The sequence below is a fragment of the Paenibacillus sp. SRL342 genome (genome assembly GCF_984798905.1).
In genome coordinates this window covers 5407506-5434398 of record NZ_OZ481790.1, presented here as the reverse complement: position 1 = coordinate 5434398, position 26893 = coordinate 5407506, and the positions used below count along the sequence as shown (strand labels likewise).

Annotated in this window: 27 protein-coding genes and 1 pseudogene; 19 read left to right on the top strand and 9 right to left on the bottom strand. The window is 45.3% G+C overall.

The window, feature by feature from the left end:
- Nucleotides 1-173 precede the first annotated feature (173 nt).
- The 4 genes from AC4E8D_RS24005 (at nucleotide 174) to AC4E8D_RS23990 (ending at nucleotide 3132) form a co-directional block, all read left to right on the top strand.
- A complete protein-coding gene (locus tag AC4E8D_RS24005) occupies nucleotides 174-803 on the top strand; it encodes a 50S ribosomal protein L25 (RefSeq protein WP_339178710.1) in 630 nt (209 codons plus the stop codon).
- 158 nt (nucleotides 804-961) lie between these two features.
- Nucleotides 962-1483, top strand: a complete 522-nt coding sequence (locus tag AC4E8D_RS24000) for a hypothetical protein (protein WP_490205324.1) — start codon at nucleotides 962-964, stop codon at nucleotides 1481-1483.
- A gap of 272 nt (nucleotides 1484-1755) precedes the next feature.
- Nucleotides 1756-2727 (top strand): helix-turn-helix transcriptional regulator, encoded by a 972-nt coding sequence (locus tag AC4E8D_RS23995; RefSeq protein WP_076212352.1) that lies wholly within the window; start codon nucleotides 1756-1758, stop codon nucleotides 2725-2727.
- Between the two features lie 42 nt (nucleotides 2728-2769).
- Nucleotides 2770-3132 carry an HIRAN domain-containing protein gene (locus AC4E8D_RS23990; RefSeq protein ID WP_490205323.1) on the top strand — a complete coding sequence of 121 codons (363 nt, stop codon included), beginning with the start codon at nucleotides 2770-2772 and terminating at the stop codon, nucleotides 3130-3132.
- Between the two features lie 20 nt (nucleotides 3133-3152).
- Here the strand turns inward: AC4E8D_RS23990 and AC4E8D_RS23985 are convergent, their stop codons facing one another.
- Nucleotides 3153-4256, bottom strand: coding sequence for a glycosyltransferase family 4 protein (locus tag AC4E8D_RS23985; RefSeq protein ID WP_490205322.1), 1104 nt, complete (start codon nucleotides 4254-4256; stop codon nucleotides 3153-3155).
- Nucleotides 4257-4470: 214 nt separating this feature from the next.
- Between AC4E8D_RS23985 and AC4E8D_RS23980 the strand changes: the two genes are divergently transcribed.
- From AC4E8D_RS23980 to msrA, 6 genes are all read left to right on the top strand, one after another.
- On the top strand, nucleotides 4471-4782 hold the full coding sequence (locus tag AC4E8D_RS23980; RefSeq protein WP_076212347.1) for a DUF3817 domain-containing protein: 312 nt from the start codon (nucleotides 4471-4473) through the stop codon (nucleotides 4780-4782).
- A 274-nt stretch (nucleotides 4783-5056) separates the two neighbouring features.
- Nucleotides 5057-5878: a TerC family protein gene (locus AC4E8D_RS23975; RefSeq protein ID WP_083657153.1), complete on the top strand. Its 822-nt coding sequence runs from the start codon at nucleotides 5057-5059 to the stop codon at nucleotides 5876-5878.
- A gap of 501 nt (nucleotides 5879-6379) precedes the next feature.
- Entirely contained in the window at nucleotides 6380-7843 is a 1464-nt protein-coding gene (locus AC4E8D_RS23970; RefSeq protein WP_339305397.1) for an RtcB family protein, read from the top strand.
- The gene (locus AC4E8D_RS23965; RefSeq protein WP_221824693.1) at nucleotides 7843-9147 is read left to right on the top strand and encodes an ATP-binding protein; all 1305 of its coding nucleotides are present in this window, start codon (nucleotides 7843-7845) and stop codon (nucleotides 9145-9147) included. The genes AC4E8D_RS23970 and AC4E8D_RS23965 overlap by 1 nt, the downstream gene beginning before the upstream one ends.
- 308 nt (nucleotides 9148-9455) lie before the next feature.
- Nucleotides 9456-9713: a GlsB/YeaQ/YmgE family stress response membrane protein gene (locus tag AC4E8D_RS23960; RefSeq protein WP_062835823.1), complete on the top strand. Its 258-nt coding sequence runs from the start codon at nucleotides 9456-9458 to the stop codon at nucleotides 9711-9713.
- A 178-nt stretch (nucleotides 9714-9891) separates the two neighbouring features.
- On the top strand, nucleotides 9892-10407 hold the full coding sequence (msrA, locus tag AC4E8D_RS23955) for a peptide-methionine (S)-S-oxide reductase MsrA (RefSeq protein WP_221824692.1): 516 nt from the start codon (nucleotides 9892-9894) through the stop codon (nucleotides 10405-10407).
- A gap of 93 nt (nucleotides 10408-10500) precedes the next feature.
- Here msrA and AC4E8D_RS23950 read toward each other — a convergent pair whose 3' ends face one another.
- From AC4E8D_RS23950 to AC4E8D_RS23940, 3 genes and pseudogenes are all read right to left on the bottom strand, one after another.
- Nucleotides 10501-11202 carry a methyltransferase domain-containing protein gene (locus tag AC4E8D_RS23950; protein WP_260633008.1) on the bottom strand — a complete coding sequence of 234 codons (702 nt, stop codon included), beginning with the start codon at nucleotides 11200-11202 and terminating at the stop codon, nucleotides 10501-10503.
- A 9-nt stretch (nucleotides 11203-11211) separates the two neighbouring features.
- Nucleotides 11212-11313 (bottom strand): annotated as a pseudogene (locus tag AC4E8D_RS23945) (putative RNA methyltransferase); the annotation flags it as partial.
- A gap of 352 nt (nucleotides 11314-11665) precedes the next feature.
- Nucleotides 11666-12934, bottom strand: a complete 1269-nt coding sequence (locus tag AC4E8D_RS23940) for a hypothetical protein (RefSeq protein WP_405130665.1) — start codon at nucleotides 12932-12934, stop codon at nucleotides 11666-11668.
- Nucleotides 12935-13196: 262 nt separating this feature from the next.
- Here AC4E8D_RS23940 and AC4E8D_RS23935 point away from each other — a divergent pair, with 262 nt between their 5' ends.
- The 3 genes from AC4E8D_RS23935 (at nucleotide 13197) to AC4E8D_RS23925 (ending at nucleotide 15510) form a co-directional block, all read left to right on the top strand.
- Entirely contained in the window at nucleotides 13197-13793 is a 597-nt protein-coding gene (locus tag AC4E8D_RS23935) for a restriction endonuclease (RefSeq protein ID WP_221824687.1), read from the top strand.
- A gap of 120 nt (nucleotides 13794-13913) precedes the next feature.
- Nucleotides 13914-14141, top strand: a complete 228-nt coding sequence (locus AC4E8D_RS23930) for a hypothetical protein (RefSeq protein WP_339178692.1) — start codon at nucleotides 13914-13916, stop codon at nucleotides 14139-14141.
- 121 nt (nucleotides 14142-14262) lie between these two features.
- On the top strand, nucleotides 14263-15510 hold the full coding sequence (locus AC4E8D_RS23925) for a DNA glycosylase AlkZ-like family protein (protein ID WP_405130664.1): 1248 nt from the start codon (nucleotides 14263-14265) through the stop codon (nucleotides 15508-15510).
- Nucleotides 15511-15690: 180 nt separating this feature from the next.
- Here the strand turns inward: AC4E8D_RS23925 and fabV are convergent, their stop codons facing one another.
- Entirely contained in the window at nucleotides 15691-16884 is a 1194-nt protein-coding gene (gene fabV / locus AC4E8D_RS23920; protein ID WP_339178688.1) for an enoyl-ACP reductase FabV, read from the bottom strand.
- A 203-nt stretch (nucleotides 16885-17087) separates the two neighbouring features.
- On the opposite strand from fabV, the gene AC4E8D_RS23915 reads away from it, so the two are divergent.
- The 4 genes from AC4E8D_RS23915 to AC4E8D_RS23900 all read left to right on the top strand — a co-directional run bounded on the left by AC4E8D_RS23915 (nucleotide 17088) and on the right by AC4E8D_RS23900 (nucleotide 20514).
- A complete protein-coding gene (locus AC4E8D_RS23915; protein WP_490205321.1) occupies nucleotides 17088-18368 on the top strand; it encodes an XRE family transcriptional regulator in 1281 nt (426 codons plus the stop codon).
- A 99-nt stretch (nucleotides 18369-18467) separates the two neighbouring features.
- Nucleotides 18468-18701, top strand: coding sequence for a transcriptional regulator (locus tag AC4E8D_RS23910; RefSeq protein ID WP_076329132.1), 234 nt, complete (start codon nucleotides 18468-18470; stop codon nucleotides 18699-18701).
- Nucleotides 18702-19204: 503 nt separating this feature from the next.
- A complete protein-coding gene (locus tag AC4E8D_RS23905) occupies nucleotides 19205-19621 on the top strand; it encodes a hypothetical protein (protein WP_221824681.1) in 417 nt (138 codons plus the stop codon).
- Between the two features lie 98 nt (nucleotides 19622-19719).
- Nucleotides 19720-20514: a hypothetical protein gene (locus AC4E8D_RS23900; protein WP_339185444.1), complete on the top strand. Its 795-nt coding sequence runs from the start codon at nucleotides 19720-19722 to the stop codon at nucleotides 20512-20514.
- A 97-nt stretch (nucleotides 20515-20611) separates the two neighbouring features.
- Here AC4E8D_RS23900 and AC4E8D_RS23895 read toward each other — a convergent pair whose 3' ends face one another.
- Both AC4E8D_RS23895 and AC4E8D_RS23890 read right to left on the bottom strand, forming a co-directional pair.
- Nucleotides 20612-21427: a class I SAM-dependent methyltransferase gene (locus AC4E8D_RS23895; protein ID WP_036674482.1), complete on the bottom strand. Its 816-nt coding sequence runs from the start codon at nucleotides 21425-21427 to the stop codon at nucleotides 20612-20614.
- Nucleotides 21428-21500: 73 nt separating this feature from the next.
- Nucleotides 21501-22418, bottom strand: a complete 918-nt coding sequence (locus tag AC4E8D_RS23890; protein WP_339178680.1) for a helix-turn-helix transcriptional regulator — start codon at nucleotides 22416-22418, stop codon at nucleotides 21501-21503.
- A gap of 332 nt (nucleotides 22419-22750) precedes the next feature.
- Between AC4E8D_RS23890 and AC4E8D_RS23885 the strand changes: the two genes are divergently transcribed.
- Complete coding sequence (locus tag AC4E8D_RS23885) at nucleotides 22751-24184, top strand: glycoside hydrolase family 1 protein (RefSeq protein WP_339178678.1); 1434 nt, start codon at nucleotides 22751-22753, stop codon at nucleotides 24182-24184.
- A 162-nt stretch (nucleotides 24185-24346) separates the two neighbouring features.
- Here AC4E8D_RS23885 and AC4E8D_RS23880 read toward each other — a convergent pair whose 3' ends face one another.
- Entirely contained in the window at nucleotides 24347-25078 is a 732-nt protein-coding gene (locus AC4E8D_RS23880; protein ID WP_397376298.1) for a phosphatase PAP2 family protein, read from the bottom strand.
- Between the two features lie 102 nt (nucleotides 25079-25180).
- Between AC4E8D_RS23880 and AC4E8D_RS23875 the strand changes: the two genes are divergently transcribed.
- Nucleotides 25181-25753 carry a hypothetical protein gene (locus tag AC4E8D_RS23875; RefSeq protein WP_221824679.1) on the top strand — a complete coding sequence of 191 codons (573 nt, stop codon included), beginning with the start codon at nucleotides 25181-25183 and terminating at the stop codon, nucleotides 25751-25753.
- A 344-nt stretch (nucleotides 25754-26097) separates the two neighbouring features.
- Here AC4E8D_RS23875 and AC4E8D_RS23870 read toward each other — a convergent pair whose 3' ends face one another.
- Nucleotides 26098-26883, bottom strand: a complete 786-nt coding sequence (locus AC4E8D_RS23870) for an AraC family transcriptional regulator (RefSeq protein WP_490205320.1) — start codon at nucleotides 26881-26883, stop codon at nucleotides 26098-26100.
- Nucleotides 26884-26893 lie beyond the last annotated feature (10 nt).

Below are 26893 nucleotides of genomic sequence, written 5' to 3'. Positions count from 1 at the left end.
CCAAAAAATAATTAATTGTCCTCTTTTGTGTTTGAGATCCTCTATCATTGGGGTAAATATAGATATGGCCCACGATTCGGCCAAAGGAAAAAGACCATCATGGTCTATGAGATAAGCCTCAGCGCTTTCCAACAAATATAATGTAGTGATCCCTTGAAGGAGGATGTTCAATCATGAAATCCAACGGAAAAATGGCTCAACTTACAGCAACGCCAAGAACGGAAAAGAAAGGTGCAGCATTGCGCCTGTTAAGACAAGGCGGACGAGTTCCTGCAGTCGTTTACGGCCCGGGACTTGAAGGTGCTTCAATACATGTAGATGAAAAAGAAATGCTGAAAGTGGCACGCACAGGCCGCTCCGAAATGTTCAACCTGAATGTTGAAGGCGGTAATACGGTTCCGGTGCTGATCAAGGATCAGCAAGAGCGTAACGGACGTTTGCTGCACGTAGACTTTTTGCAAATTTCCAAGAACAAGCCGATCAGTGTAAGTGTATCGATCGACTTCCAGGGTACAGCGGCCGGCTCGAAAGCTGGCGGTGTATTCCAGACACAGGAGACACAGCTGGAAGTAGAAGGATTGCCTGCGGATCTGCCAACGTCCATTGAAGTGGATGTTAGCGGATTGGATATTGGTGATCGCTTGACTGCTGCGGATATCAAGCTGGACAAAGGTTTGACACTCATAACATCACCTGAGTCCATCATCGCTTCCGTCATGCCGCCACAAGCCGCTGAGGAAGAGCCAACGGCTTCTGCTGAGGAAGCTGAACCGGCAGCTGAAGAAAAAGCTACAGAAGAATAAGCAAAGCTCAGGGATCTTATCAGATCGCATGTTTAGCCGAAGCCCAGTCCTGGTGACTGGGCTTTTTATACTTTCAGGACAATGGATTGGGCTAGTCGCATGAAAATTGAGAATGTACTACAATACATGTTAAAGGGTTAGAAAGTAGGTTTATTTCAATGTTTGATCCAACGGTGTATGACAATCTGAAAGTCGGGTTTGAGAATTATCTCTATGATATGGATAACCTGGATGAACGTATTCAGATTACGGGGCGTAAAGATCGGCTGGAGATGGCAGTGATGTCCAGAGAGTTCACATTACAATTCTGTCTCAGGGATCGCCCGGAAGTAACAGGGGAAGTTGTATTAAGCAACTCCCTTGAGGAGCTTGCAGCGGAGATCCTGGAGACGCCTGGTGCGAATCCGGGTTGCCGTTTGGAACTACGGTTTAGCATGGTTGTGAAGGAGCCTGAGAAGCAGTGCCCGGTTATTCGTCCAATATTACAGAAGAGCTGGCCTGAGCAGAGGATGTGCCAGAACATCCGGTATATTTTTGATGAACAGCCAATCATGTATAACGTCACGGCTCACGTTTATTTTGACCGCAGTGTGAATGAAGACCAGATGGGAGACATTGCTGAACTCTGTGAGCATATGACGAATGTGATGGATCAATTATTACAGTTGCATAACAAGTAATTTCGAGAAAAGCCTTGTCTCTTTATAGAGATCTGGGCTTTTTTTGTATTATTTTTAGAAAATTGTATAGGCTTTCAGACTTAGGTTTAAGGTCTTTCGGGTTAATGTTTTACGCAAGCAAGTAAGAGAATGTATATTAAAAGGGGGTAAAAGTGCAATTGGACTATACAAAAATGGTGAAATTGCGAAAATAAAATTGGGACTAAAGATTTAGTCCTGTACTAAAGGAACTAGTTTTCCTTGCCGATAAAATATCGAAGGGGAGAAACTACATGACAGAGAAATTAATTCGTCTGCTGCGTATACTTCAGGCTATACAAGCAAATCCTGGAATTTCGGCCAAGGAATTGGCGCTGAAATGCGGTACGACTGTACGCACGATTTATCGTGATCTCCGGATTTTGGATAGGGTCGCCCCGATTATGAATGAAGGATATGGCAAAGGTTACCGATTTATTGGTGAGTTTGCGATGTATCCATTAGATTTTACTGAACAGGAAGCAATGGTCTTCTCCTTGCTGCCGTCCGTAGTTGATACCTCCAAGTTACCTGCTGAGTTCGATTCAGCTTTTGACAAGGTCATGTCGGCTCATACCAAATTAAAATCAAGAAACAGTGATATTGTAGAAAATATTGCGGGAATTATTCGGATGGGCACGCCAGCTTATCGTGAGGAAGGAAAAGACCCTAATTTGCTGATTCCCATTATCGAATCTATTCTAAGCCAGCAAACCATTCGTACTCAATATCATACGCTGACAAGAAATGAGATTACAGTCCGGGATATCGATCCCTATTATCTCATTCCACGTGATCAACGTTTTTATTTGATTGGATACTGCCATTTGCTGCAAAAAGTTCGATTGTTTCGAATTAGCCGTTTTTTGGATGTGACACGAACAAATGCCGGTTTCGACAAGGGTGATTTCAACATAACGCAGTACATGAAGAACACATGGTCTATTGACCGTGGCGACGAAAATATCCATTTCAAGGTAAGATTCTCTGAGAAAGTGGCCCCCTACATAAAAGAAGAAGAGATGTTTGTTCGCCCGCGAATGACGAATATGTCGGATGGGGGATTGTTATTTGAAGTGACACTGAATAGCAGCAGAGAATTTTTGAAATGGTTGTATCAATTTGGGCCCGAGGCAGAGGTACTTGAACCTCGTGAGTTTCGTAGAGAGATACGCAGGCAACTTGTCGAGTGGTTGGAACATTATGAAACCGATGTATCTTTGTAAAAATTTCAATCATGGAGAAATACAGGAAAAGGAGCAGGTAATATGAGCACCAAATTATTCGCAGCTATGTATGGGATGGACCACTACCATGGCGTACAAGCTTTACATGTGGGGGATACCGTGTATCTCGTCAAAGATCCAGATAATCGGTTGGATCATCAAGCGATTAAGGTTGTTATTCCCCCGATTGGAGCCGTAGGTTATATCGTTAATGATTCGCTGGTCGTACCACATGGATGTTGGACCGGGACGGAATTCTACGATGTATTTCATCAACTAACGTGTGCCAAAGTACGATTCATGATGAGAGATATGGTTATTATGGAGTTAATTGAGATGAGTCACATTTCTGTTCCGCAGATGGATTCTTTGATTAAGGGATGGCAATTTCGTGAGAAAGCTTGATCATCGCAACAGAAGAAGGCTCATTTACGGATGAGCCTGGTATAGGTCGCTTCCAGATGCATGGCTGTTCTTGCCCAACTGAAATGTGCCCTTGCGCTGTCTCGGCCAGCCTTCCCTAACTTCTCCGCAAAAGTGGGATTGCTTGCAAGTGTGTACAGGTAAGAGGCGAAACGTTGGGGACGCTTATAAGCGGTGACAAGGTATCCATTGATACCTGATTCAATAATTTCACGAATACCTCCGTTATCCGAAGCAATGACGGGTAATCCTGAAGCCATCGCCTCAACATTAACCAGGCCAAAAGCTTCATGTTCTTGAGACGGACAGACCAGACAATCGACTGCCCGATACAACTGATCGATATGCTCATGGTTTATCTGACCACGGAAGGAAACATGGACTTTTTGTTTTTGAGCAAGTTCGCGAAGTTTACGCATGTAATACGGAGGTCCTTTGCCTGCAACAACCAGTTGAACAGGCATCTGTTGCTGAAGGAGGGCAGTTGCACGAATTAATACGTCTACCCCTTTTCCAGGGATCAGTCTGCCGACATAGAGAATAGAGAATGGTTTAGTTACTCCAAATTGTGTACGCAGATGAATCTGTTCTTCGCTGGATTCAACAGGTCTGAAGCGGCTTAGATCTGCACCCAATGGAACAACACTCATCCGGTGTTTTACCAAGGGAAATCTGCGGCCTAACCTTTGTCTGAGGGATTGACTATTGACGGCAATCCAATCGGCTTTTTTCATTAGTGTGAGTGTGGAAGGTCCGGGCTGAGCAAACGTTAACGAGTGAAGATAGAGTACAACAGGTGTACGTGGAAAAGCTCGTTTGATGGTAGCCATGCTTCGTGGCCTGTTATCCACTTGAATTACATCAAAGGGTTGTTGGGATAACAGACGTATGACTGCTTTGGTGTAACTGACAGGACTCGATGCAGGGACACGCTGAATGGTGATCCCGTCGATCTGTTCTGTGGCGGCGAGACCTTGCATTTGACGACTTATAATGGTCACCTGATGGCGGTGTGCAAGTTCACGAGCGATGCCCAGGATACATATTTCCACGGAACCATTACCAGGCAAAGGCAATTTCTCGGGTGCAACCATAGCTATTTTCATGATCCGGCTCCTCCTTGTCCGACATCTGTAACAATCTTCGTCATATATCTTATGAGAAGTTAAAGCATTTGGCTCCTGCGAAATGGTAGATGAGCCACCCATATAAGCTGCAGGAAGAATCTGCTGCATGGCATTAAGCGAGATGCTCAGCTTTTGTGATATACTGTACGGGAACAATTGAATTCGTTACATGTATAAAAGCAGGAGGAAAATAATGTTACATTCTACGCTGGGGCGCTTCCGGCTGTTGTTGTGGTTGCAGGGCATTTCGTACGTGTTGTTACTGTTTGTTGCTTTTCCGTTGAGAGATGCCGGGGTTATGCCGCAGGCTGTCACATGGTTTGGGAATCTGTACGGTTTTTTGTTTTTAATGTATTTGTTATTTATGGTGACTATGTACACCTCACAGAAATGGCGTCTGCGCCGTCCAATTGCTCTGTTCTTTGTTTCTTTCATTCCACTGGGGAATATGATCTATGATGTTGTCGTATTCCGTAAGCTGTATCGTCAACTAAATAAAGCTTGACTTTATTTAACGTTATGAAATATGATGAGTACAGGTTAAACAACCCGTTCCAACTAAAACTACATATTCCTGTTAAAGGGGAGTAGCTTTTACAGTAAAGTCGTCAGTTCGGGATCATATCCCCGGCTTTATTGGCAGCAATTTTGTTGTTAGCGAGACCTTTACCAAGTTTTCATGCTCGGTAAAGGTCTCTTTTTGTGGATATAAAAGGACCTTACCAGTGATGGTAAAGGTCCTTTTTTTTGTACATCATAAGAATATTAAGGAGGAGTCAATGTTGGATGTTTCATTATTATTAGAATATGGGTGGGTGCTTGCTGTCTTAGTGGTCCTTGAAGGATTACTCGCAGCGGATAATGCATTGGTACTCGCAATCATGGTTAAACACTTGCCTGAAGATAAGCGCAAAAAAGCGTTGTTCTATGGTCTGATGGGTGCATTTGTTTTCCGTTTAGGTTCGTTGTTCCTGATCTCTTTCCTCGTCGATGTATGGCAGGTACAAGCGATCGGTGCCCTGTATCTCCTGTATATTTCGATTAACCATATCGTTAAAAAGATACTGGGTAGTCGCAATAAAACAGATGAAGCAGCTGATTCCACGCCTAAGAAACCGAAAAAACAATCCGGTTTCTGGATGACCGTTTTCAAGGTCGAAGTAGCGGATATCGCATTTGCAGTTGATTCCATTCTGGCTGCGGTTGCTTTGGCCGTGGCGTTGCCACCAAGTGGATTGCCTGCAATTGGCGGACTTGACGGTGGACAGTTTATCGTTATCTTCCTCGGTGGATTCATCGGGCTTGTGATCATGCGTTTTGCAGCTTCATACTTTGTGAAATTGCTTCATTCCCGTCCAGGGCTTGAAGTTGCTGCCTTTGTGATCGTAGGTTGGGTAGGGGTTAAGCTGGCAGTTATTACACTCGCACACCCTTCATTGGGTGTTCTGGATGAGCATTTCCCGGAAAATAAAATTTGGAAATTCGGATTCTATATTGTACTGATCACCATTGCGGTATGTGGTTGGTTCCTGTCTTCCAAAGTTCCTGAAAAAGAAGACGAGAATCCGGTTGAAGAGTTGGAAAAACAAGCAGGTCTATAATAATCATGTTACGCTAACAACATCATTATTATTTGGAAAACAGGAGATTGTCCTAGGACAATCTCCTGTTTTTGTATATATATGAACAATGCAGCCGGGTCCAATTTCCAAGAAAAGGGTTGACACATGAATTCTAGTCCCCTTAATATAAGACTAACATTAACGAAGGGAGGCCGAGAGACATGATGCTTGGTTATGATTTGATTCAAACACGGCGCAATGTAGACACAATAGCATATCCGGCTCATCGTTTCATTGGCCTCATACGGTCGACATAGGGGATAGGCATATCGTTTAACGGGTTTATAATCGATATGCGTTCTTCGCTTATATTATAGCGATGGATGACAGACACACAGCATGTTTATGCGGATCTGTTCTCCGTTATTGTCATTCAGTAGAAGTCATGGGCGATTAGCCTATGGCTTTTTTTATTTTTATTTTACAGATGAGTCAGCAAACCGAATTTGCTGAACGTACAGGAAGGAATAATACACTTTTATGAATACAGAATTTAATTTATTTACTAATCCAGATGAAATCGCAGGCGGCTACCGGCATGAAGTAAAATTGCCTGCAGGCGACCTAACCGTATATGCGGCGCAACAGCTCTTCTCCTCGCTTGATTACAAGGTATTCGAGATGGCAAACAATAATCTGCAGATTCCGGGAATCTCTTATATGAGTTACACGCCAGACGTGCACGTCGGGGTAGGTACATGCATTGGAACGACAGCCGTGTGGGATGCGCAGAGCGGATACGTTTCTCCCTCCATCGTGGGCAGTGACATCGGCTGTGGCATGCGAGTGCATATGACGAACTTGCACAAGGACGAATTGAAAGACATCAAGCTCCGTCGCAAACTCGTCAAGGCCATTGAGAAAGTTTTGCCGATGGAGGCGAACCAGCGAGGTCATTACTCGGATATCAGATTGGAGCATATTGTTCGTAAAGGACTGCATGGTTTACCCAAAAAGTATATTCCAGACAGCTATACACCGAAAAAATCAACAGCGATGACACATGTGGAAAGCAGCAAGTTCAGTTACGATGAGGATGTGTTAAACCACGTTCCTGATATGACATGGCATCGTTCGCATCGTCAGCTCGGAACACTGGGTGGGGGGAATCATTTTGCCGAGATCCAGGCAATTGAGATCGCTGAAGAGAATCGTGAAATCGCCGAAGCTTGGGGATTGTATGATGGACAGGTCGTGGTCATGATTCATTCCGGCTCTCGTGCATGGGGTGGTTATGTAAGCCAGACGAGTTCTTCAGCGATTGCCAAAGTCATGCAGCGGCTTAACCTGGGTACATCCGATCCTAGACTGGTATTTGCTCCACTTGAGCATGCGGAAGGTCGTCATTATGTGAACATGATGTATTCTGCATTGAATTACGCTGTTGTCAATCGTCATCTGATTGCGTATGCTATTCGCGAAGCATTCCGGGATGTGTTTGGCTCCAAATGTGAATTTCGTACGTTATACGATCTGATGCACAACTATGCCTGGGAGGAATCTCACGCAGACCAAGGTTCCGTTTTTGTACATCGCAAAGGGGCGACACGTGCGTTGCCGGCAGGTCACCCGGACAATCCAAAGCCTTATCTGGCAACAGGGCATCCCGCGCTTATTCCCGGTTCCATGGGAACTGCTTCATATATCATGGTAGGTCAGCCGCAGGGTGCTGATAATTATTATTCAATATGTCACGGTGCGGGTCGAATCCGTTCACGGACGGCAACAAAACGATTGATTAGCGTGGAAGATTTTGCTACGGCACTGGGTGTGGGTACAGAAGATGAGATCGTGGTAAACCAACGCTCACTTGAATCCATTATTGATGAATCACCTCAGGCTTATAAAAATGTAGATGAAATTATAGACAGTGTTACCGGCGCAGGCCTGGCTCAAGTTGTAGCCAAATGCAAACCGCTTGTAGCGGTAAAGGGAGCGAAATAATGACAATAAGCGAAAAACAAACAGATCCAACTCAAGCGATCTATACCTATGACGAACAACATGATACCCGAATTCGAGTGGAAGGGTACGCCATCTATTCAAGGCTGATTCGTGGAATCAGTGAGGCGCTCCATAAGCGCTATGGAGTTGAGTACAAGCTTTATGCCAGTTCTGACCCGAACAATGAATACTGGGAGTTACTCCGGGAAGACTTGCAAAATGGCAGTGACGAAGTGGAATTGGTAGCCCGTATATTCGAGGATCTGGAGCTTCAGACGTTGCATTACGACGATGATGGAGATATACCCACTTATGGTGTTCATTACTCCATTCGCAATAACGTATTTGCTTATCCGAAATGGGGCGTAGCACTTGTGCGGGTTCCATTTTTCCGAGATAACGGGATCTACAGTGAAGACTTTGTCTTTGCCATCGGTGATGAGGAGATGAAGCAATTTCTGGGAAGTGTCCGGGAACGGGAACGTCAGCAAAATATGAAAAAAGTAACGGTCTACACCGATGCCCGGAATGGCAGCGATCGTCATGTGGAATCCATCACTCGTTCCGTGGGACGAGAGGATGTTGTTCTCTCGGCACAGATCAAGCAGGATATTTTCCGCTCGCTGGATCAATTTTTCGAAGCGGATCGTTCTTTTTACAGGGATTATGATATCCCGTACAAAAGAGGCATTCTATTGTATGGGCATCCGGGGAATGGCAAGACCACATTGGTAAAATCCATTGCGGGAAGTATCCCGGGCCCGGCTGCGTATTGGCAGATTACGGAGTATACCAACAGTGAATCGGTGCGTGAAGTGTTCGAGGCTGCCAAGCGGTTGGCACCCATGGTACTGATCATTGAGGACATCGATTCGATGCCGGATGAAGTCCGTTCCTTTTTCCTGAATACACTGGATGGTGCTACGTCGAAAGAAGGCATTTTCCTGATTGGGACAACGAATTATCCGGAGAAAATAGATCCTGGCCTCATGAACCGTGCTGGACGGTTCGACCGGGCTTATGAAATTCCGTTGCCCGATGAAGCGCTGCGCCTGCAATATTTGCGCCAACGAGGCTTCACCGTATTTGCGGGTGAAGAAGGCACGATAGAAGCAGCCCGCCTGACCGACACGTTTTCTCTTGCACAGCTAGGTGAGTTGTATGTGAGCGCTGCGCTGGAATGGCATCAGAATGGACAGACAGACATAGTGAAAGTCATTCAGTCGATGCGTGGCGAGCTGGACAAGAGCCATAAACATACTTGGCTGGCGCAGCCAGGTAAGGGCCGTGCAGGCTTTTATTGATCAGACCTAACCCATCCATCCTATAATATGACGCACTTTTATAAATAATCCTACCTCAATTGGTGATACTAACCTTGTCTGCTCTAACATACAATGACTTTCGGGAGGTACATAACGCAGCCCTGAGCTGGTGAGATGCCGGAAAGTAACGCGATCTGTTCCATACCTGACTAAGGCTTGTTTTGCAGAGGGAGATGCATGGGGACAAAAGGTAATATGCAAAAATTTTTATGCCAATTGTTTAAATGCTTCTGTAGCGGTTAATAGTAGACAGACAACAACAAAAACTTTAATTAGAGGTGAATGATATGGGTTGGTTATGGTCATTAATTATCGGTGGTATCATTGGATGGTTGGCAGGTTTGATCGTTGGTCGTGACATTCCAGGTGGTGTTATTGGTAACATCATTGCCGGTTTCATCGGTGGATGGTTAGGTGGAGTAATCTTGGGCGATATGGGTCCTGAGATGGGCGGATTCCACATTGTACCTGCATTGATTGGTGCGATCGTTCTTGTAGCCATCGTAAGCTTGATCTTCCGTTCGATGGGACGTAGTCGCGGGTAACTTAATCAAGATAATTTCTTGCATTAGTTGTCAGCTAAATGTTTTACCAATGAAGAGGTTGATTGAGAGCCATAACCATGGCTTTCAATCAACCTCTTGTTGTTTTAAAATATATAAAGATATGCGTAACTTAGCATCAGTATTCTATAGATCGTTTAGATAAGAGGGGATGAACCGAATGGAAAAAGCTACATTCGCCGGCGGATGTTTCTGGTGTATGGTTACACCGTTTGAAGAACAACCGGGCATTCATGGCATTATATCAGGTTATGCTGGCGGCCACGTCGAGAATCCAACATATGAGCAGGTCAAAACCGGGGAGACCGGTCATGTCGAAGTGGTTGAAATTACATTTGATCCAGATGTATTCCCTTATGAACGACTGCTGGAGCTATATTGGCCGCAGATTGATCCCACGGATGACGGAGGCCAGTTCCAGGATCGGGGGACACAGTACCGTACGGCAATCTTTGTGCATAATGAACGTCAACGTGAGCTTGCTGAACAGTCCAAACAGGAACTGGCAGCCAGCGGACGATTCACTCAACCGATTGTTACGGAAATTCGGGATGCAGCTATTTTCTATCCGGCTGAAGACTATCATCAGGATTACCACAAGAAAAACGAAAAACATTATAAGGAAGACCGTGCTTTATCCGGACGGGACGAATTTATAGACGAGAATTGGAGATAATGCATCAGATCACATGAAAAGCCGGGAAAGTTCCAGTTGGAACTTTCCCGGCTTTTTGGCTGTATGGCGGCTGAAATCAGCCATAACGGTTATCTAATTGTTCGTTCCCACCAGTATTTCTACGTCAATGGTAATCTTCGACAAGGAAGCTTGAATGCTCACCAGGGATGATCCCGACCGATGCCAGGAAAGTGGTGTCATATGGACGAGTGAATCCAGCATGCTTGCGGTGACGGGCAGCGTGTAGGTCAGTGGAATGCTGGCGATGAGATGATGATGTTTGCGGAATCGGTCCAGCGTAAGTTCCCGGCCGTCTGCTCGATCAGGTCGATTCATGAACAGCATTTCTCTCAGTTCAATTAAATATCGTTCACGGGGGATGACTTTGATGATCCATCCCCCATCCTTCAGAATTCGTCCAAATTCTTCATAGTTGGAAGGAGAAAATATATTCAGGATGATGTCCAGTTGACCTTCTGCAAACGGACTGCATGCCAGATCGCCGACAAACCAAATTTGCTGGTTGTAGGCAGAGGAAGCCATGGCAATGCCTTCTTTGGCAATGTCGATGCCCCAGCCAACGGCTGGAGTATTCTGCGTAATCTGCTGGAGAAATGTTCCCTCTCCTGTGCCTGCATCCAGAATATGCACGGGATAGTTGATGTCAACGGAATAACGTGCGATCCACCTGCGTAGTACTTCGGTCAGAGGAGCATAAATACCGGTTTCCGATAAGATATTCCTTTTGGCTGTAAATAAACGTTTGTCATAGTTGCCCTTGAAAAAACGTGTCATGAAATTGATATAGCCTTGTCTTGCAAAATCAAAGCTATGCCTGGACACACATTGAATGCTCCCTGAGTTAATGGTTGCCATAGGGCTATGACAGATGGGACAGTTCAACATATGGATGTATGGATTAATAAGCGCAGCGCTGCGTTCTCTGCGATGGACTGACATGGAATAACACCCCATTCATTCAGATTTGGATAACTGAAGAAAAGGGCATAACAAATAAACCTCTGCACGAAATTCAAAAAAAGAGGTTTATGGCTATGCCCCAAGTTATCTGTATCGAATGAACTGAATAATCATAGGAAGGTTAAGCTCCTTTGCCTATCAAGATTAGGGTGAAGCAAGAGAACGTTAATAGTATAACAGGATGAGAAGAAATGACAAGTAAGGGGAGCCAGGGGAATTTGAAATAAAAGAGCGCCCTGTCAACCGTTTAGGCGGTCATACAGAAGCGCTCTGTTCATTATTTTGCAGCAGCCTTTAATACATATTTGGACAATGTCTCATTGTTCATGGAATAGATGACATCATCGACATAGGTAGAGACACCTTCTAATGAAGGAACCGAGGCACTGGTAGTGTAGATATGCACGTCTTCCAGCTTCTGTGGATCAAGAATGTATCCTGTTTTGGCAAAATCAAGCTGGTACTGTCCATCCTGCGTCTGGTCCACACGCATAAGTGCAGGCTGTGCGTCCTTGAATGTACGCTCAGTCACTTTGCCTTTCATCGTGTACAATTCCAGCTTCTGCCCTGTAAAGACTGTATAACCGTTGCCAGCCGTCTGAATGTAGGCATCACCAGCAATGGCACGTCCCCAAGCAAGCTTGCCATCGACGCCAAAGCCCATCAGTCGGTTACCTGTGTTCTCAAAATTGGCACGCATAATGATGGAACCATCGTCCAGAATGGCCAGGGATTCACCGCCGCCATCTCCTAATGTATTTGCATTGGCAGGGAATTGGTAGAAGGACAGACGATTCAACGTACGATCATAGATCTCCACTTTGGGATTTTCAGCTTGCTGCCAGAAGTTGCCTACCTTGGTTTGTTTACTGGCATCCACCACAATTCGACCATGATCAGCCTTAAGCACGCTACCGTTAATGGTCTTCTCGGTAATCAGCTTGCCCTTTTTGTCATATAACGAGATGGCTGAGCGAACTGAACCATTCGATTGTACGCCCTGACTTGAAGCAACCATCAGCGTATCGTTATCCAATAGGGATATGCTTGCAGGTGAATTCACCGTTTTGATCCAGTTGGTTTTACCGGATGTATTGAATGAGTACAATTTTTTGGTTTTGTCCGAATATTCCATATACACATAAACCGTACCGTTGCTGGCATATACCGAATCGGAGTAGGTGGTATAAGGACCACTTTTCTCATGGAATATTGTATTCCACTTCAATTGTCCAGTCGTAACATCGAATGCTTGGAGAGAGTCCAGTTGCCAGTCGAGTGTTGTTTTGCTGCTTGTTTTGGTCACGGGCTGCGAGGCATGCACATATACAAGATTTTTGGATGGCACGGCATGGATTCCCTTGATCATGACATCTTTCTCTGTATTAGCCTCAGATAACATCAGGGAAGATGACGTCCACGCAGGTTTCGGCATGGATTCGGTTGACGCAGCGGCGTAACCAGTTGTATTCATGGTGAAGAGGAGCATGCTACTCAGAATGAGGGCAGCCCATGTTTTGGACTTGTGTTTGGTCAATGTATGCAAGTGATAAACCACCTTTCTTCTTCGGTTCAAATAGAACCGATTGTTGAATTTTACCATTAAAGTCAAGCTGAATTCAACCGAACGTACTGTAACCTTTTATCATTGGTTTGTCGAAATCACTATGTTTCGTGAAGTATAAGGGTTACAGGGAATTCATCTTCTTTCGATGAAGGTGGAAGTCTGATATATTTAGTGCGGTGACAAGCCGTATCTGCGTAAGACGTTGGATAGAATATAGGAAATGACACAAGGAGAAGAATTTATGAACTGGAGTGAAAATGTGACCCTATGGGTCATAGGAATTATTGTCATATTACTACTGCTGGCCTGGATTATTCGGCGGGTTATCGGGCGCGGGCAGCGGATCCGAAGTGAAGCCAATCCTCGTAAGATCACAATAAAGGACATCGACAAAATGGAGGATGGTTCGGAATTTGAATTATATCTCTATCATTTATTCGAAGAGCTCGGGTACGATGAAGTTCATAAGACGACGAGCAGCCGGGATTTCGGGGCAGATCTGGTGTTTGTTGATAGACTTGGCAGACGAAGTGTTATACAAGCGAAGCGATATGGTGCGAACCATCCCGTAGGGTTGAGTGCTGTGCAGGAGATATATACATCGATGCGTTATTATGAAGCCGACCGGTCGATTGTATTAACGTCCGCCCGTTACACCGAAGCCTGTCGTACGCTTGCAGCGGTTAATGGAGTGAAGCTGCTGGACCGGGAAGACCTGATAGAGTTAATTTTGTTGTTCAAAGCCAGAAGAGTAGACGAAGCATTGGAACTGATCGAAGAAGATGATCATGAGCCAATCGAGACGTGGCAGTCCCGGCGAAAGCGACAATCCCGCTAAGGTACTCGGTGGAAGTCTTCTTAATTATGTATATGCCCATTCCAGTAGGAAGCACCTTCACTTGTGTAGCTGCACATGATATATTGAGTGTATATCAACCAAAGGAGTGTGTGATCCATTATGGCACGTACACAAACACAAAAAGCATTACGCAAAGCAGAGCGGTCAGGTCAATGGTGCTTGGAACAGAGCCGAAGAGTTAACGGAGATTATGGTGCGTTATCCCAGCATGTACGGCTCATGCCTACGAAGCAGGAAAAATTGCAAAAGGTCAAACACAAGAAGCAGATCATCCAGGATGGTGGTGCTTCTTTTTATTTTGTCCATAAGGAACGGATTGCTGGATAAGTAAGACATTGAATTCTTTCTTTGGTTGGAAAGTAATCATGTGGACTGTTAAAATCAATGTATCTTGATAAATTGGACTATAAAGCCTTGTATATATGAATGAAGGGAAGAACCTATACATATGACAACAGCGCTGCGCATGAATAAAAAAATCGTTCGGCGTTTTTTGCTGCAAACGCAAGCTTTACTGGGACGTTGGCCCGCAGTTTCCTTACCTTCAGGACCGGACCAAGTTTTGAGTATGATTCGCTCACTTGGTTGCGTGCAGATCGATCCTGTGGCTGCTGTAACCGGAAACCAGCATTTGGTGTTGGGGGCTCGTGACCCTGGTTATACTGCTGACAGCTTAAATACACTGCTGAGTGATCACAAGGTGTTTGAATATTTTGCAAATGCTGCCTGTGTCATTCCAATCGAGGACTATGCTCTCTTTGAACCTGTGCGTGCTCGATTAAAGGAGCGTCTGGCTCCCTCCTTGCAAGGTTTAGAGAAAACAGTGCAGCATGTGTTACAGCGTTTGAAGGAAGAAGGACCTTTACCTTCCAGAGCCTTCCGTGCTGTTGAAAGGGTAAGTGGTTATTGGGACAGTGCAGATGTGCCAAAGACAAAGGATACCACACTTGCTCTGAATTTACTGTTGGACTCCGCTGTCATTCGTGTGGTGGCGAGGCAGGGGAATGAACGTTATTTTCATATTACCGAATCCGGATTGCAGCAACAGGGACTTACGATAAAAGAAGACATCGATGTGTTGGCCCAGAGACAGGCTCTGCTGGATAAATACATTTATGCGTATCGTGTCGTAGATGCCCGTGATCCCCGTCTGGGTTGGTTAAAATCTACAGCGGCTGAACGACGCGCCGATATTGCTGCCCGTGTGTCAGATGGGCGAATGATCCCGCTTAAGGTGGAGGACGTGGCCACGCCTTATTATATTCGTGCTGAAGATGAGGAATTGCTGCTGCACATGGAAAGGGAAGAGCCACACTATGATCCGTCCGGTCCGGTCCGTTTCTTGCCGCCGCTGGACAACCTGTTATGGAGAAGAGAGCGTATTGTGGATTTATTCGATTTTCATTATAAATGGGAGATTTATACGCCAGAGGTGAAAAGAACCTACGGTTATTATGCCATGCCTATTCTTCACGGTGATCGGTTGATTGGACGTATGGACCCAAGACTTGATCGCAAAACGGGAGTACTTACCGTTCGTTTGTTATCGATGGAAGAGACTGCTCCACCTGTGGAGGAATGGATCACGGATTTTCGGGAGGGGCTTCAATTCTTTGCGTCCATGCATGGAGCACGTTCTATTACTATCGAGAAGACGATACCAAAAGAGCTGAAAAAGCTGCTTAAATCGATTTGATTCGGGGAAATACGAAAGAATGTATGGATAAGGAAATTGGAATTGATGAGTGATTTTAAAAGGGCAAAAAAAAGAGGAGCCAGATGGCTCCTCCTTCATTGATTTTAAAATCCGATCTTTAACATGATATCCGCAAGTTAGCTAACGAAAATCTAAGCTCACGTCCACGCCCAAACTTCTTTAGTTCACCAGATGAGGCATTTCAACGTTTGGATCAACGTCTGCTTCATAATCCACACCATCGGTTTCAAAACCAAACAGCTGGAAGAATTCACGACGGTAACCTTCCAAATCGGACAGATCGTAGATGTTCTCTGTGGTCAACTCATTCCAGAGCTTCGCCACTTCTTCCTGAACGTCAGCTCTCATCTCCCAATCGTCAATGCGAATGCGACCTTCTGCATCGGTTGGAACTTCTCCTCCCGCATACAGGCGATCAGCGAACAGACGTTGCAATTGCTCGATGCATCCTTCATGCAAGCCTTTTTCTTTCATGACTTTGTACAATGCTGAGATGTACAGCGGCACGACTGGAATTGCCGAACTGGATTGAGTCACCAGCGCCTTGGCTACAGTTAAGTACGCACGTCCACCTTTTTCACTTAAACGATCATTCAGCTTGTGTGCAGTCGCTTCCAGATGATTCTTGGCTTGACCGATGGAACCATCACGATAAATAGCATGGGTAAGTTCAGGACCGATGTAAGAGAAAGCGATCGTTGTTGCATCGTCAGCAAGCACGCCGCCTTGTTGCAGGGCATCCATCCATAGTTCCCAATCGTCTCCGCCCATAACGGTTACCGTCTGACGAATTTCCTCTTCGTTTGCCGGTTCAAGGGTAACGGAGCTAATTTCGCCTGTGTGGAAGTTCACCGTTTTGTTCGTGTAGGATTGTCCGATAGGCTTCAGCACAGAGTTGAATACTTCACCCGTGTTCGGATCGGTACGGCGTGCCGAGGCTACGCTGTATACGACCAGATCGACTTGACCGAGTTCACTGCGAATCAGTTCAACGGCTTTGTCTCGTGTTTCGTTTGCGAATGCATCACCTGTAACGCTGTACGATTTCAGGCCTGCTTCTTCAGCGGCTTTTTCGAATGCAGCGGAGTTGTACCAGCCTGCAGAAGCCGTACGTTTCTCTGTGGAACTGCTTGGACGATAAATGCCGACTGTATTCGCTCCAGCTCCAAAGGCAGAAACAACACGTGACGCGAGACCGTATCCGGTGGAAGCACCGATCACGAGCACATTACGCGGTCCTTTCAGCTCAGGCTGGGATTTCACATAATCAATCTGTTCCTGCACTTGCGCAGCGCAACCTACAGGATGGGAAGTGGTACAAATAAAACCACGTGTTCTTGGTTTAATAATCATTTATTTGCATCCTTTCATATTCAGCTCATGTTTCAGCATTTCGATAAAATGCTCTTACACATACTTTCTTATTGTAAAACAATTACCTCGGAAACGGAAACCGTTTCGTTTGATTTCGCTGGAAGGGTGGCGTGATATCTCTAATTTTGCGATGATGTGAATAGAATGTACTCGCTTGTTAGGATAGAAAGGACAGGGATACCATGCTGAAGGAACGCATTGAACTGCTAAGCAAAAGAAAACAAATCTCCCGTAAAGACCTTGTGGAAGGTCTGGTCACGCAGGCCCACTTTGCCAATATCCTGGCGGATCGTTATCCTCTACCTGAGGACTTGGCAGAAGCCATCGCTGGGCGTCTTGGGGTATCCCCTTCCTATATTCTAAAAGCTGCGGCTCAGGACGAGGAAACAATTGAACGGGCAGAGGTCGTTTTCGAACAAATGTCTGTTCCAGCGTCGGCGATATCCGAAGATACGGTGCATGCACTGGCAGATCGGGATGACACGTTGACCGTTGAGCTGACAACGGCCTTGATGAAGGCGGTTTATTATCAGCAATTAAACGATGCAACAGCTCATGAATATATACATACGTCCTACCTCAATTTTTACCTGGAGAAATACGGTCGTCCAGACGATATTGATTTGCCACGTCCGTTAGTCAAGGCACTTTTATTCTATAAAATACAATATTATCGTTCCAAAATGGCTTTTGTGGATGTATTAACTCATGCAACCAGGCTCAGTGAGCTGGCGCTTCCTGGTAGTGAATTCTGGTTGTCTGTGCAAAATATCAAGATGGAAGCCTACATCCAGGTCAAACAGTATGAAGAGGCAAAACAGGTATTTGAGCTTACGATGCATCATGTCTATGATCAGCGGATGTTTCATCGGTTGTCTGGATTATATGTGGCATATAGTGGTTATTGCTTCGCAATGGGGCTGGTTCAGGAGGCACTTTCGGCATTAACCATGGCGGAGGCAAACCTCGTGTATGCTGGCAACCAGGGAGATCTGGTGACGGCGATTGCCAACAATCGGATTGTCATGCTGACGATGACAGGTGAACTGGATCAGGCACAGGCGGAGATTGAACGATTTGAATCGTTATTGCAGCAGGAAACGGAAGAAACACAGATCGCCATGCAGCCGCTCGTCAGTGTGTATCGATGCGAAGTGGCTCTGGCACGGAAGAACTGGGGCGTGCTCGCGCAGAGTGTAGATCAACTCTTGAAATGTGCCACAACACAGGACCAGCAGATGAGCGCAACCTTCTACCAAAGCCATCTGGCTCTTGCGCATGGAGATCGCGAAGTTTTCATGGAGCGTGCACTTGCGTGTCTGCCTTATTTTGAATCCGCGCAGCATGTCATGCGGCTTGAACCGTTATATGAGGGGATGGCCGTAGTATCCGAGGATCAGCGGAAATACAAAGAAGCGGCGATGTATTATCGGAAGCTTGTCTATCTGTTACGCAAAAAATAGAGCGGAAATCAGCTTGGATTTATCCATAAGAGTATATTCATGCTGGCAATGGACCACGCTTAAGGTTAAATATTATCTTATGCGGGAGGTCATCGCTTCTTGAAATTTGAACTAGGACGTTGCTTACTGAGTGAACGATTGATGGAATCCGGAAAGTCAGCAGAATGGTTGGCAAAAGACTTACTTTTTAAACCGGAACGAGTTTACGACTTTATTGAAAACAAAAGAGTGATGCCACTCAAAATTGCCATATCGATCGCCGATTCCATCGGTTGTGATGTTCGTACCTTGTATGAATTAATACCGAACGACAATGAAATAAAAGGAGATTAATGGAGTAAGTGGCAGGTTGCATTAAGGCTACCACTAGTCCGTCTGGAGGTTCGGGAAAGCTTAAAGTTATGTTTTTGGCATGATTTTGTGCATTGCCGATGGATTTGGCACAAAATATGGCTACCAATCGTGAAATGAAGATCGGATCAGTAGATCTTTTTTTGTGAAATTAGCATCATTCCTTACTAAAGAGGCGATCATTCCGTCATTCAATGACCGGATTTTTCGTTTTTTTTGTATGCCGCCAGAAGGGTATTCAAGGACAAGTCACGGTGTTTATAATTTAACTATAAATACGTGTTCAAAAAGTCTGGTTTTCAGTACCGAGAAGATGGAATGAAGATAGAAATGGAGTAGCGGAGCGTAGGAGACCTACGTGAGCAACGGACATTTCGGCTGAATTTCATATTCGATGCTGATGATGCCGCTAGGCATGATTCGTAATCAAAAGTGGACTTTTTGAACAACTTCTAAAAACAAATAAAACAAATGAGGTGTTTGATATGGGATGGTTCGGTAAAAAGAACAAACAGGAAGATGCGATTGCTAAAGCGGATAAAATGATGAATAAAGGACTCACTGGCATGATGATGAAAGGTTTTGTATCAAAGGAACATCGGGAGGCGATCAACCAAAGTCTGGATTCGGCAAAGCAGGCACAGTTGGCTGCGAGTGGTTCTCTGCCTTTAACGGCAACAGCAACGGTGGTGACAATCACCGATACAGGCAAACTGATCAACTTTGATCCGATTGTTGTGCTTGTATTGGATGTGACCGAAACGAATGGTAACCAGTATCAGCGGACATTGGAGACACTGGTGTCCAAAATGCAGATTCCACGAGTAGGCGATCGGGTGGGATTAGGTCAGAATCCAGCAAATCCGTCCGAGCTGATCTACATGGGGCTATTGTCCAGCTAGAAGGTATTTGGTTATAAGACGTCATAATCTATTTAGATAATGCTTATAACAACGTTGAATAGAGATATTAAGAAAAGGATTAAGAGAGGGTGGATCATATGGTGGGATTTCTGAGATTCATTGGCGTATTAACTGTATTCGGGGTGGGGTTCTCCCCATTTCTGGCACAGCAGCTGTGGAATGATCCGTTTATGATTATGCAGGCATGGTGGTACACTCCGGCGATCTTTGCCGGGTTTGCACTGATCTTTGTTCCTGCGATTTTGAGCAATATTTTTGGCGTAGGTCGAGTAAGGACAGGTTTACCAGCAGTGGGAGTCATTAAGACAATACAACTGACGGGGACGTATATTAATGAACAACCTGAGGTTCGATTGGGTCTGACGGTGTCGCGTAAAGGGCGAGAGAAATACGATACCGAGATGAAAAGCGTCATTCCACTGACCTCCATGGCACAGTTTCAGCCGGGCAGTTTTATTCCGTTAGTTGTCTCCGTAAAGGATGAGCGCAAGGTAGGGCTTGATATGAAGGGGCAATTATCACAGGAGGATATGCAGCAATTGCTGGATGAAAAGATGGTACAGCAAGGGGTATCACCTGAAATGATGGATATTGCAAGAACAGGGGAAAAAGCGATGGCCAAGATCCTTGATGTCACTCCACTTGGGAGTGGAGGCACTAATAAGATCAAGCTTCAGCTCAAACTCAGCATAACGAAAACGAACGGTGAAACCTTCATTGTGACAACGCAAAAAGAAATTTTATCATCTGCGCTGCCCCAGGTGCAGCAAGGTCATATCATTAACGTCATTTATTCAAGACAAGATCCAACAAAATTGGTGTTGGCATTGAATGTACAGGAGCGACAATTAAGTGACTTATTCTCTTCCTGAGGATGTAGACAAAAGGAGGTCCTACAGATCATGTTTATGACGTGTAGGACCTCCTTTTTCATTTGGTATGTATAGAGATACAAGGAACGGACGGTTTTCAAACAATACCAAGGCGCATGCGATAAGAAAAGAGTACTTTTCTGGATTCTCCATCAAATACACGATTAGCCAGCGCTCTGAACTCGTCAGCAGCTGTTAATAGATCATCCGCTCCGAGCTTCAACGCCGTTTGCAGGCCGCCTTGGCTCAGGGCGAGATTGACATATCGATCGGCTGTGAATGTCTCGTGGTGATGAAATACGATTTCCCGAACATATCGGAACAGCCCGGACTGCTGAATCTGCTGCAAATGCCCATCCTTGCTCCATTTGTGTGCCTGACTATCCTGGGGAGCCAGACTGGCTGCTCGTTGATCTGCTTCCTTATTCAGCTGCAGATAGGCTTGTTCTAACTGCCAGTCTAACATTGGCGGCCAGTCACAATCGTAGGCTGCAAATATGCCCCCTGTACGAAGTACACGTGCAAACTCGCGTAGTGTGGGTTGCGGCTCCATCCAGTGAAACGATTGCGAGCAGGTCAGCACATCCACACTGCCATCTGGTAGTCCAAGGTCGTGAGACAAGCCGGACACAAACCGCAGGTTATCCGGCTTCCCGGCAGATTCCCACTTGGATTCAGCTACAGACCTCATGTCATCGCTGGGTTCAAAGCCGATGATACGTTCAGCTTCATTAAGCCAGATCCACGAGGATAAGCCGGTGCCACAACCAATATCTGCGACCATACGCGGTGTGCTGCCAAGATATGTCGTTAGAATATCCACCACTTCAGTGGGAGCAGCTGGTCGGTTCTGATCGTATAACGTACCAAAACCTTTGAAACGTTCCACATTGTTGCGTCTAATGTCTTGCATGAATAAACCTCCTTCGGTCAGATGGATGACGGAGAGTCAGCTGTGATCAAAAGTTGTATAGGCCTATATTATATCATTCATGGTTGGGAAGTTTGTTCATGACGTTCTGCAAATGTTCAACGGCTTTGATATGACGTCTGAGCAATTCCTGTCCAACATGAACAGGCTCAATTACGGTCAGCTCGGAACCAAATGACAGCAGGAAGGAGTAGAGCCATTCCCCTACATTCAGTTCGAGAGAAACACGGAGCCTGCCATCAGGCTCTTTTTTAATGAGGGAGGGTTCGAAAAAATCATACACTCGGTATGCAATATTGCTGGAGAACGAGAGTGTAAGAGGAGTCAGGACAGGAGCTGCTTCTGATTCAGGGTCGTTTGATCCGGCAGTAACAGAGTGATCGTGTTTTCTCGTTAGAAAACTCAATTGGGTGATCCGTTTCATTTTGAATGTCTCGAATTCTTTCCGCTCAGGATCATCATGAATATAGCCTTTGAAGTACCATGTACTGTTTTTGAATATAAGTTTCTGTGGCTCCACGGTCGGAATGCTCTTCTCACCATCCGAATTAACATAATGAAACGTAATCAGTTGATTCGTTAATATAGCCTGCTTCACCTGATTGAACAGTTCTCTCTCCTGCAGAGGGATGCTGCCCCATGGTGAGAAATTGAATTCGATCCAATCCAGCTTGTGATCAAAAAGGGCGGTTAACCGTTGGAGCATATGGGCACTGTTAAGATGGGGGATCGCACTGATGCTGTATAGTCCCATCAAAATTTCATTCTGGTCTTCTTCTGACAACAGGGACTTGTCCATGACATAGTTGTCCATCAGATGGATACCGCCATGCTTGCCGGTCGTTGTATAGACGGGAATGCCCGCAGCACTCAACCGATCGATATCACGATACACCGTGCGTACAGAAATCTCGAACATACGGGCGAGTTCGGGTGCGGTGGCTTTCTTTTTCTCCAATAACAAAAGCAACATTCGAAATAGTCGGTTATTTTCCATGCTCTTATTATACCATGACAATAGGTGTCAGGGTATGGGTGGTACACTGGTGTAAAAGTCTTACCAAGACATTTTGACTCAGTCTTATAATTTGTTCTTCATTTATTGCGAAGTAGTGAAGGGGACGATATCGATTCTGAAGAAACGAAGTGTTCGCATTTATCATGGGATTTTTCCATTTAGAAATGGGAATAAAAGAAATCCGAGGATAACAGCGATCAGAAGAACGATTCGTGACCGGAACGGCTACTCGCATAATATCAAGCACTTTATATCGAAATGAGTTAAATATGAAGGAGGAACTGGTCATGACAATGAAAGAAGGATTTTACTGGGGTGGCGCAACGGCTGCCAATCAATTCGAGGGTGGATGGAACCAGGGTGGCAAAGGGCCAAGCACGTCGGACATGATGACAGGGGGAACTCACACGATTCCACGCCGGATTACGCCTGTATTGGAAGAGGGCACGTATTATCCGAGCCATGAAGCGGTTGATTTTTACGGACATTACAAAGAAGATATTGCCATGATGGCAGAGATGGGCTTCAAAATGTTCCGCATGTCCATCAACTGGTCCCGGATCTATCCGAACGGTTACGATCTGGAGCCAAACGAAGAGGGATTGCAGTTCTACGATAACGTCTTTGCCGAGTTGAAAAAATACAATATTGAGCCGCTCGTAACAATCTCCCATTATGAAACGCCATTTGGTCTGACACAGAAGTATAATGGCTGGGCTTCCCGTGAAGTCATCGACTGTTATATCCGCTATTGTACAACCCTCTTTAATCGATACAAGGATCAGGTCAAATACTGGCTAACGTTCAACGAAATCAACTGTCTGACGATGCCGATGGGTGCTTATATGGCTGCAGGTATTCTGTTTGAAGGTAAAGAGACACTGGTCGACGGAGTGGATGATCCACAGACTCGTTTCCAGGCATTACATCATCAATTCATTGCCAGTGCCAAAGCGGTGAAGCTGGGACATGAAATCAACCCTGATTTTCAGATCGGCTGTATGGTCGCTTTCATGACAACCTATCCAAACACATGTAACCCGGACGACATGTTGCTCGCACAGAAGAAAGACCAAATCTCCAACATGATCTGCGGTGATGTTCAGGTTCGTGGAGCGTATCCTGGATTCGCCAAACGTTTCTTCGCCGAAGAAGGCATCCAGATCGAGATGCAACCAGATGATGAACAGACCCTGCGTGACGGCTGCGTAGACTTCTACTCCTTCAGTTATTACATGTCTTTGGTTGAAAGTGCAGACGAGTCCCTCGAGAGAGCAGAAGGTAATCTGCTTGGCGGTATCAAAAATCCATATCTCGAAGCCTCCGACTGGGGTTGGCAGATTGATCCAAAAGGACTGCGTTACACGCTGAATCATCTGTATGATCGTTATCAGATTCCACTGATGGTGGTTGAGAACGGTCTGGGCGCTGTTGATGTGGTAGAGGAAGATGGCACCATTCAAGATGACTATCGCATTGATTATTTGAAAGGTCACATTGAGCAGATGAAAGAAGCGGTAGCTGACGGCGTAGATCTGATTGCCTACACCATGTGGGGATGTATCGACCTGGTTAGTGCATCCACTGGAGAGATGAAGAAGCGTTATGGCTTCATTCATGTCAATAAAGACAACGACGGTAACGGAGACTTGAGCAGAACACCGAAGAAGAGTTTCCACTGGTACAAAAAAGTTATCGAATCCAATGGTGAAGAGTTATAATTTGGTGTAAAAAAAAACAGATCCGTCTGTTCGCTTAAATGGGACAAGCGGATTCATGTATCTGAACGAGTTCAGGACTACTATAATGAATATAGAAATACCCGGCTATCCTTCAGTTAAGGAAAGCCGGGTATTTCTTTGTGTAGTACAACAGCGGGCCGCCTAGGCCAGTCTTCTGCTTTGCAGTTGGGACATGCGTTCCAAATGCCGCCGATAAAACCATATGCATGTGGAGAGCCAGCAACCACTTAAGAAGTATCCGCCGACAATATCACTTGGATAATGTACCCCCAAGTAGATACGACTTATCCCAATGGTCAGTATAAATACGGCGCTGGCAATAATCATCAGTACACGTCCAGTGACGGTGGGTACATGTTTCCAGATTAGAAAGGCCAGTCCACCATACAGGCTAAATGCTGCCATAGAATGCCCACTGGGGAAGCTATAACCGCTCACTTCAATGATTCGGTTAATGGTAGGTCTGGCACGCTGGAATACCAGCTTGAGCAATGCATTTAACAGGGTTGAACCTGCGATCACACAAGCCAGGAAGAGCAGTTCGCGTTTGTGTCGCAGGAAAATGTATAACACAATCATGGCGATGATGGTAATGAAGACCACTGGCATTTCGCTGCCGATCCAGGTGAAAAGGTGCATGAATTGTGTCATACCAGGGGATTCCAACCCCTGAATCCATCCGATTAAGGTATCATCAAATCGATGAATCTGGTTGTCGCTGATGGACAGGGCGATGCTTACAAAAGCGATCATGCATAACGCTGCAACGAGCAACGGGAATGAGACGTTTCTTTTCCAGTTTTGCATCAAATGTTCAGTTCCTCCGCGATGTTTGATTTTGTAGATTGTGTCTGCGAATGCGATCATAGCCATATTGGTATTGTGCTATAATTTTACAATAATTATTGCAGCAATAAAAATATGTAACCTTAACACGGTTGTTTGAGCAGAGAATCTAATAGGGGAGTGGGCGGAATGAAACGACGGTTGGTGATGTGCATGTTGGTCTTACTGTTGGTTACGTCTGGGTTAGCTCTATTTCCCGGAGAGAAAGTGTATGCTTGCAGTTGTGTCGAGAGTAATGTTCAAGAGAGATTGAAGACAAACACAACTGTATTTACAGGAGAAGTGGTGAAGAAGGGACGTTCTCAACAGTCGAAGCATGATGGCATCTTAAGAGAGTATACCTTTGATGTAGATACTGCATGGAAGGGGGTTAATGCCAAAAAGATGAAAATTCTCGCGAGTGACGGTGGTTCTGAGTCCTGTGGCATTCAATTTGAAAAGAATCAATCCTACCTGATCTATGCTTATCAATATGAAGTGGATCATAAGCTTCATACGAATCTGTGCAGTCGCAATGTTCCAATTGAACAAGCCGGAGACGATCTGAAATTGCTGGGTGCGGGCAAGCTTGTAAGTAAAGAAGATTTTGGAGAAACCACCGATGGGAGAAGTGAATATATCCAACTCATATTATATGGTGGAGTCATTTTATTGGCAGCGTTGGCAGTCGTGTGGATATGGAGACGAAAGAAAAGAATCTGAGTGCCCAACGAAAAAAGAAGCCAATCCCCGTAAGAACGTTGAGGTACATCCGCGTTCCATACGGGGATTTTCAGGAGTGGCGTCAAAATTGTATCCAATTGGAGCTGGAACTATCGATCCGATGAAACTATATAAATTAAACTAAACATTTACACAAAACGGAGAGGACAGAAAGAACCAGAAGAAGCGTAGCGTTCGCCTAAAAGCTTTCTGAAAGAAAGCTACATCGGAAGCATACGCTATCCCCGGATTTTCCCTTTATAAAAAGGGATCAAAAAAATCTGGGGATAACAGCGATCAGAAGGTTATTCTGTCATCGGAGTGGCCAGTGTATATTCTTTAGTTCATCTTTTATAGTTTAACTGCAACATGTATTCATAAGCTGTGACACCAAATACCCGTTTGAAATGACGATTCAGATGGGTCAGATCAACAAATCCGCAATCGGCAACAGCAGTATATACGTCCTTCTGCTTTTCGATGGATTGACGGGCACGCTCCACCTTGCAGTTTAAGAAAAACTGGTAGGGGGATATACCTGCATGTGCCTTGAATTCACGGATAAATTGAAACTTGGACATGCCAAATTCGGAACTTAGGTTGTCCAGCTTGAGCACATCTTCGGTGCTGCAAAACATGATTTCCTTGGCTTTTCGAACCAGACTGTCCTGAGGCAACCAGAGCTTGGTGTCCATTTCCTTCTGAGCCAGAAGGTGAACCAGATCGAAGACCCGTTCGCTGCACTCGGCTTCGTCCTGTCTGAGTTGAACGGCGTCGTTCAGCATCAGGATCTTACGGGCAAGCTCGGGATCATAGACGATGGGACTTCCAAAACGCAATTCCTTTTTGCCTATAATCTCCTCTACCAATTCCGGCTTCAAATACAGCATCACATAGTCAATGCCAGCCTTATCATAGGAACTTCCATCATGGGACTGTTCACGGTTGAACAACATGACACCATTTTGGTGAGACGCCTGATATTGTCCGTCCAGGTTGTATTGTTGAATGCCACGCAGGGTTACGCCAACCGCATACTCTTCATGGCAATGTTTTTTGTATGCAAAATCAGTAAAGCTGGCGGATAGTGCCAGCACGTCTTGCGACTTTTTATAGTTAAATCGTTCCATGCAGCACACC

Bases quoted from the DNA above. Each gene is read 5' to 3' on its own strand.
- AC4E8D_RS23935 (WP_221824687.1), top strand. From the start codon at position 13,197: ATGAACTGGAGTGAAAATGTGACCCTATGGGTCATAGGAATTATTGTC.
- AC4E8D_RS23905 (WP_221824681.1), top strand. From the start codon at position 19,205: ATGGGATGGTTCGGTAAAAAGAACAAACAGGAAGATGCGATTGCTAAA.
- AC4E8D_RS23895 (WP_036674482.1), bottom strand. From the start codon at position 21,427: ATGCAAGACATTAGACGCAACAATGTGGAACGTTTCAAAGGTTTTGGT.
- AC4E8D_RS24005 (WP_339178710.1), top strand. From the start codon at position 174: ATGAAATCCAACGGAAAAATGGCTCAACTTACAGCAACGCCAAGAACG.
- AC4E8D_RS23870 (WP_490205320.1), bottom strand. From the start codon at position 26,883: ATGGAACGATTTAACTATAAAAAGTCGCAAGACGTGCTGGCACTATCC.
- msrA (WP_221824692.1), top strand. From the start codon at position 9,892: ATGGAAAAAGCTACATTCGCCGGCGGATGTTTCTGGTGTATGGTTACA.
- AC4E8D_RS24000 (WP_490205324.1), top strand. From the start codon at position 962: ATGTTTGATCCAACGGTGTATGACAATCTGAAAGTCGGGTTTGAGAAT.
- AC4E8D_RS23915 (WP_490205321.1), top strand. From the start codon at position 17,088: ATGCTGAAGGAACGCATTGAACTGCTAAGCAAAAGAAAACAAATCTCC.
- AC4E8D_RS23990 (WP_490205323.1), top strand. From the start codon at position 2,770: ATGAGCACCAAATTATTCGCAGCTATGTATGGGATGGACCACTACCAT.
- AC4E8D_RS23900 (WP_339185444.1), top strand. From the start codon at position 19,720: ATGGTGGGATTTCTGAGATTCATTGGCGTATTAACTGTATTCGGGGTG.
- AC4E8D_RS23965 (WP_221824693.1), top strand. From the start codon at position 7,843: ATGACAATAAGCGAAAAACAAACAGATCCAACTCAAGCGATCTATACC.
- fabV (WP_339178688.1), bottom strand. From the start codon at position 16,884: ATGATTATTAAACCAAGAACACGTGGTTTTATTTGTACCACTTCCCAT.
- AC4E8D_RS23980 (WP_076212347.1), top strand. From the start codon at position 4,471: ATGTTACATTCTACGCTGGGGCGCTTCCGGCTGTTGTTGTGGTTGCAG.
- AC4E8D_RS23880 (WP_397376298.1), bottom strand. From the start codon at position 25,078: ATGGCTATGATCGCATTCGCAGACACAATCTACAAAATCAAACATCGC.
- AC4E8D_RS23985 (WP_490205322.1), bottom strand. From the start codon at position 4,256: ATGAAAATAGCTATGGTTGCACCCGAGAAATTGCCTTTGCCTGGTAAT.
- AC4E8D_RS23960 (WP_062835823.1), top strand. From the start codon at position 9,456: ATGGGTTGGTTATGGTCATTAATTATCGGTGGTATCATTGGATGGTTG.
- AC4E8D_RS23890 (WP_339178680.1), bottom strand. From the start codon at position 22,418: ATGTTGCTTTTGTTATTGGAGAAAAAGAAAGCCACCGCACCCGAACTC.
- AC4E8D_RS23970 (WP_339305397.1), top strand. From the start codon at position 6,380: ATGAATACAGAATTTAATTTATTTACTAATCCAGATGAAATCGCAGGC.
- AC4E8D_RS23995 (WP_076212352.1), top strand. From the start codon at position 1,756: ATGACAGAGAAATTAATTCGTCTGCTGCGTATACTTCAGGCTATACAA.
- AC4E8D_RS23975 (WP_083657153.1), top strand. From the start codon at position 5,057: ATGTTGGATGTTTCATTATTATTAGAATATGGGTGGGTGCTTGCTGTC.
- AC4E8D_RS23885 (WP_339178678.1), top strand. From the start codon at position 22,751: ATGACAATGAAAGAAGGATTTTACTGGGGTGGCGCAACGGCTGCCAAT.
- AC4E8D_RS23950 (WP_260633008.1), bottom strand. From the start codon at position 11,202: ATGACACGTTTTTTCAAGGGCAACTATGACAAACGTTTATTTACAGCC.
- AC4E8D_RS23930 (WP_339178692.1), top strand. From the start codon at position 13,914: ATGGCACGTACACAAACACAAAAAGCATTACGCAAAGCAGAGCGGTCA.
- AC4E8D_RS23875 (WP_221824679.1), top strand. From the start codon at position 25,181: ATGAAACGACGGTTGGTGATGTGCATGTTGGTCTTACTGTTGGTTACG.
- AC4E8D_RS23925 (WP_405130664.1), top strand. From the start codon at position 14,263: ATGACAACAGCGCTGCGCATGAATAAAAAAATCGTTCGGCGTTTTTTG.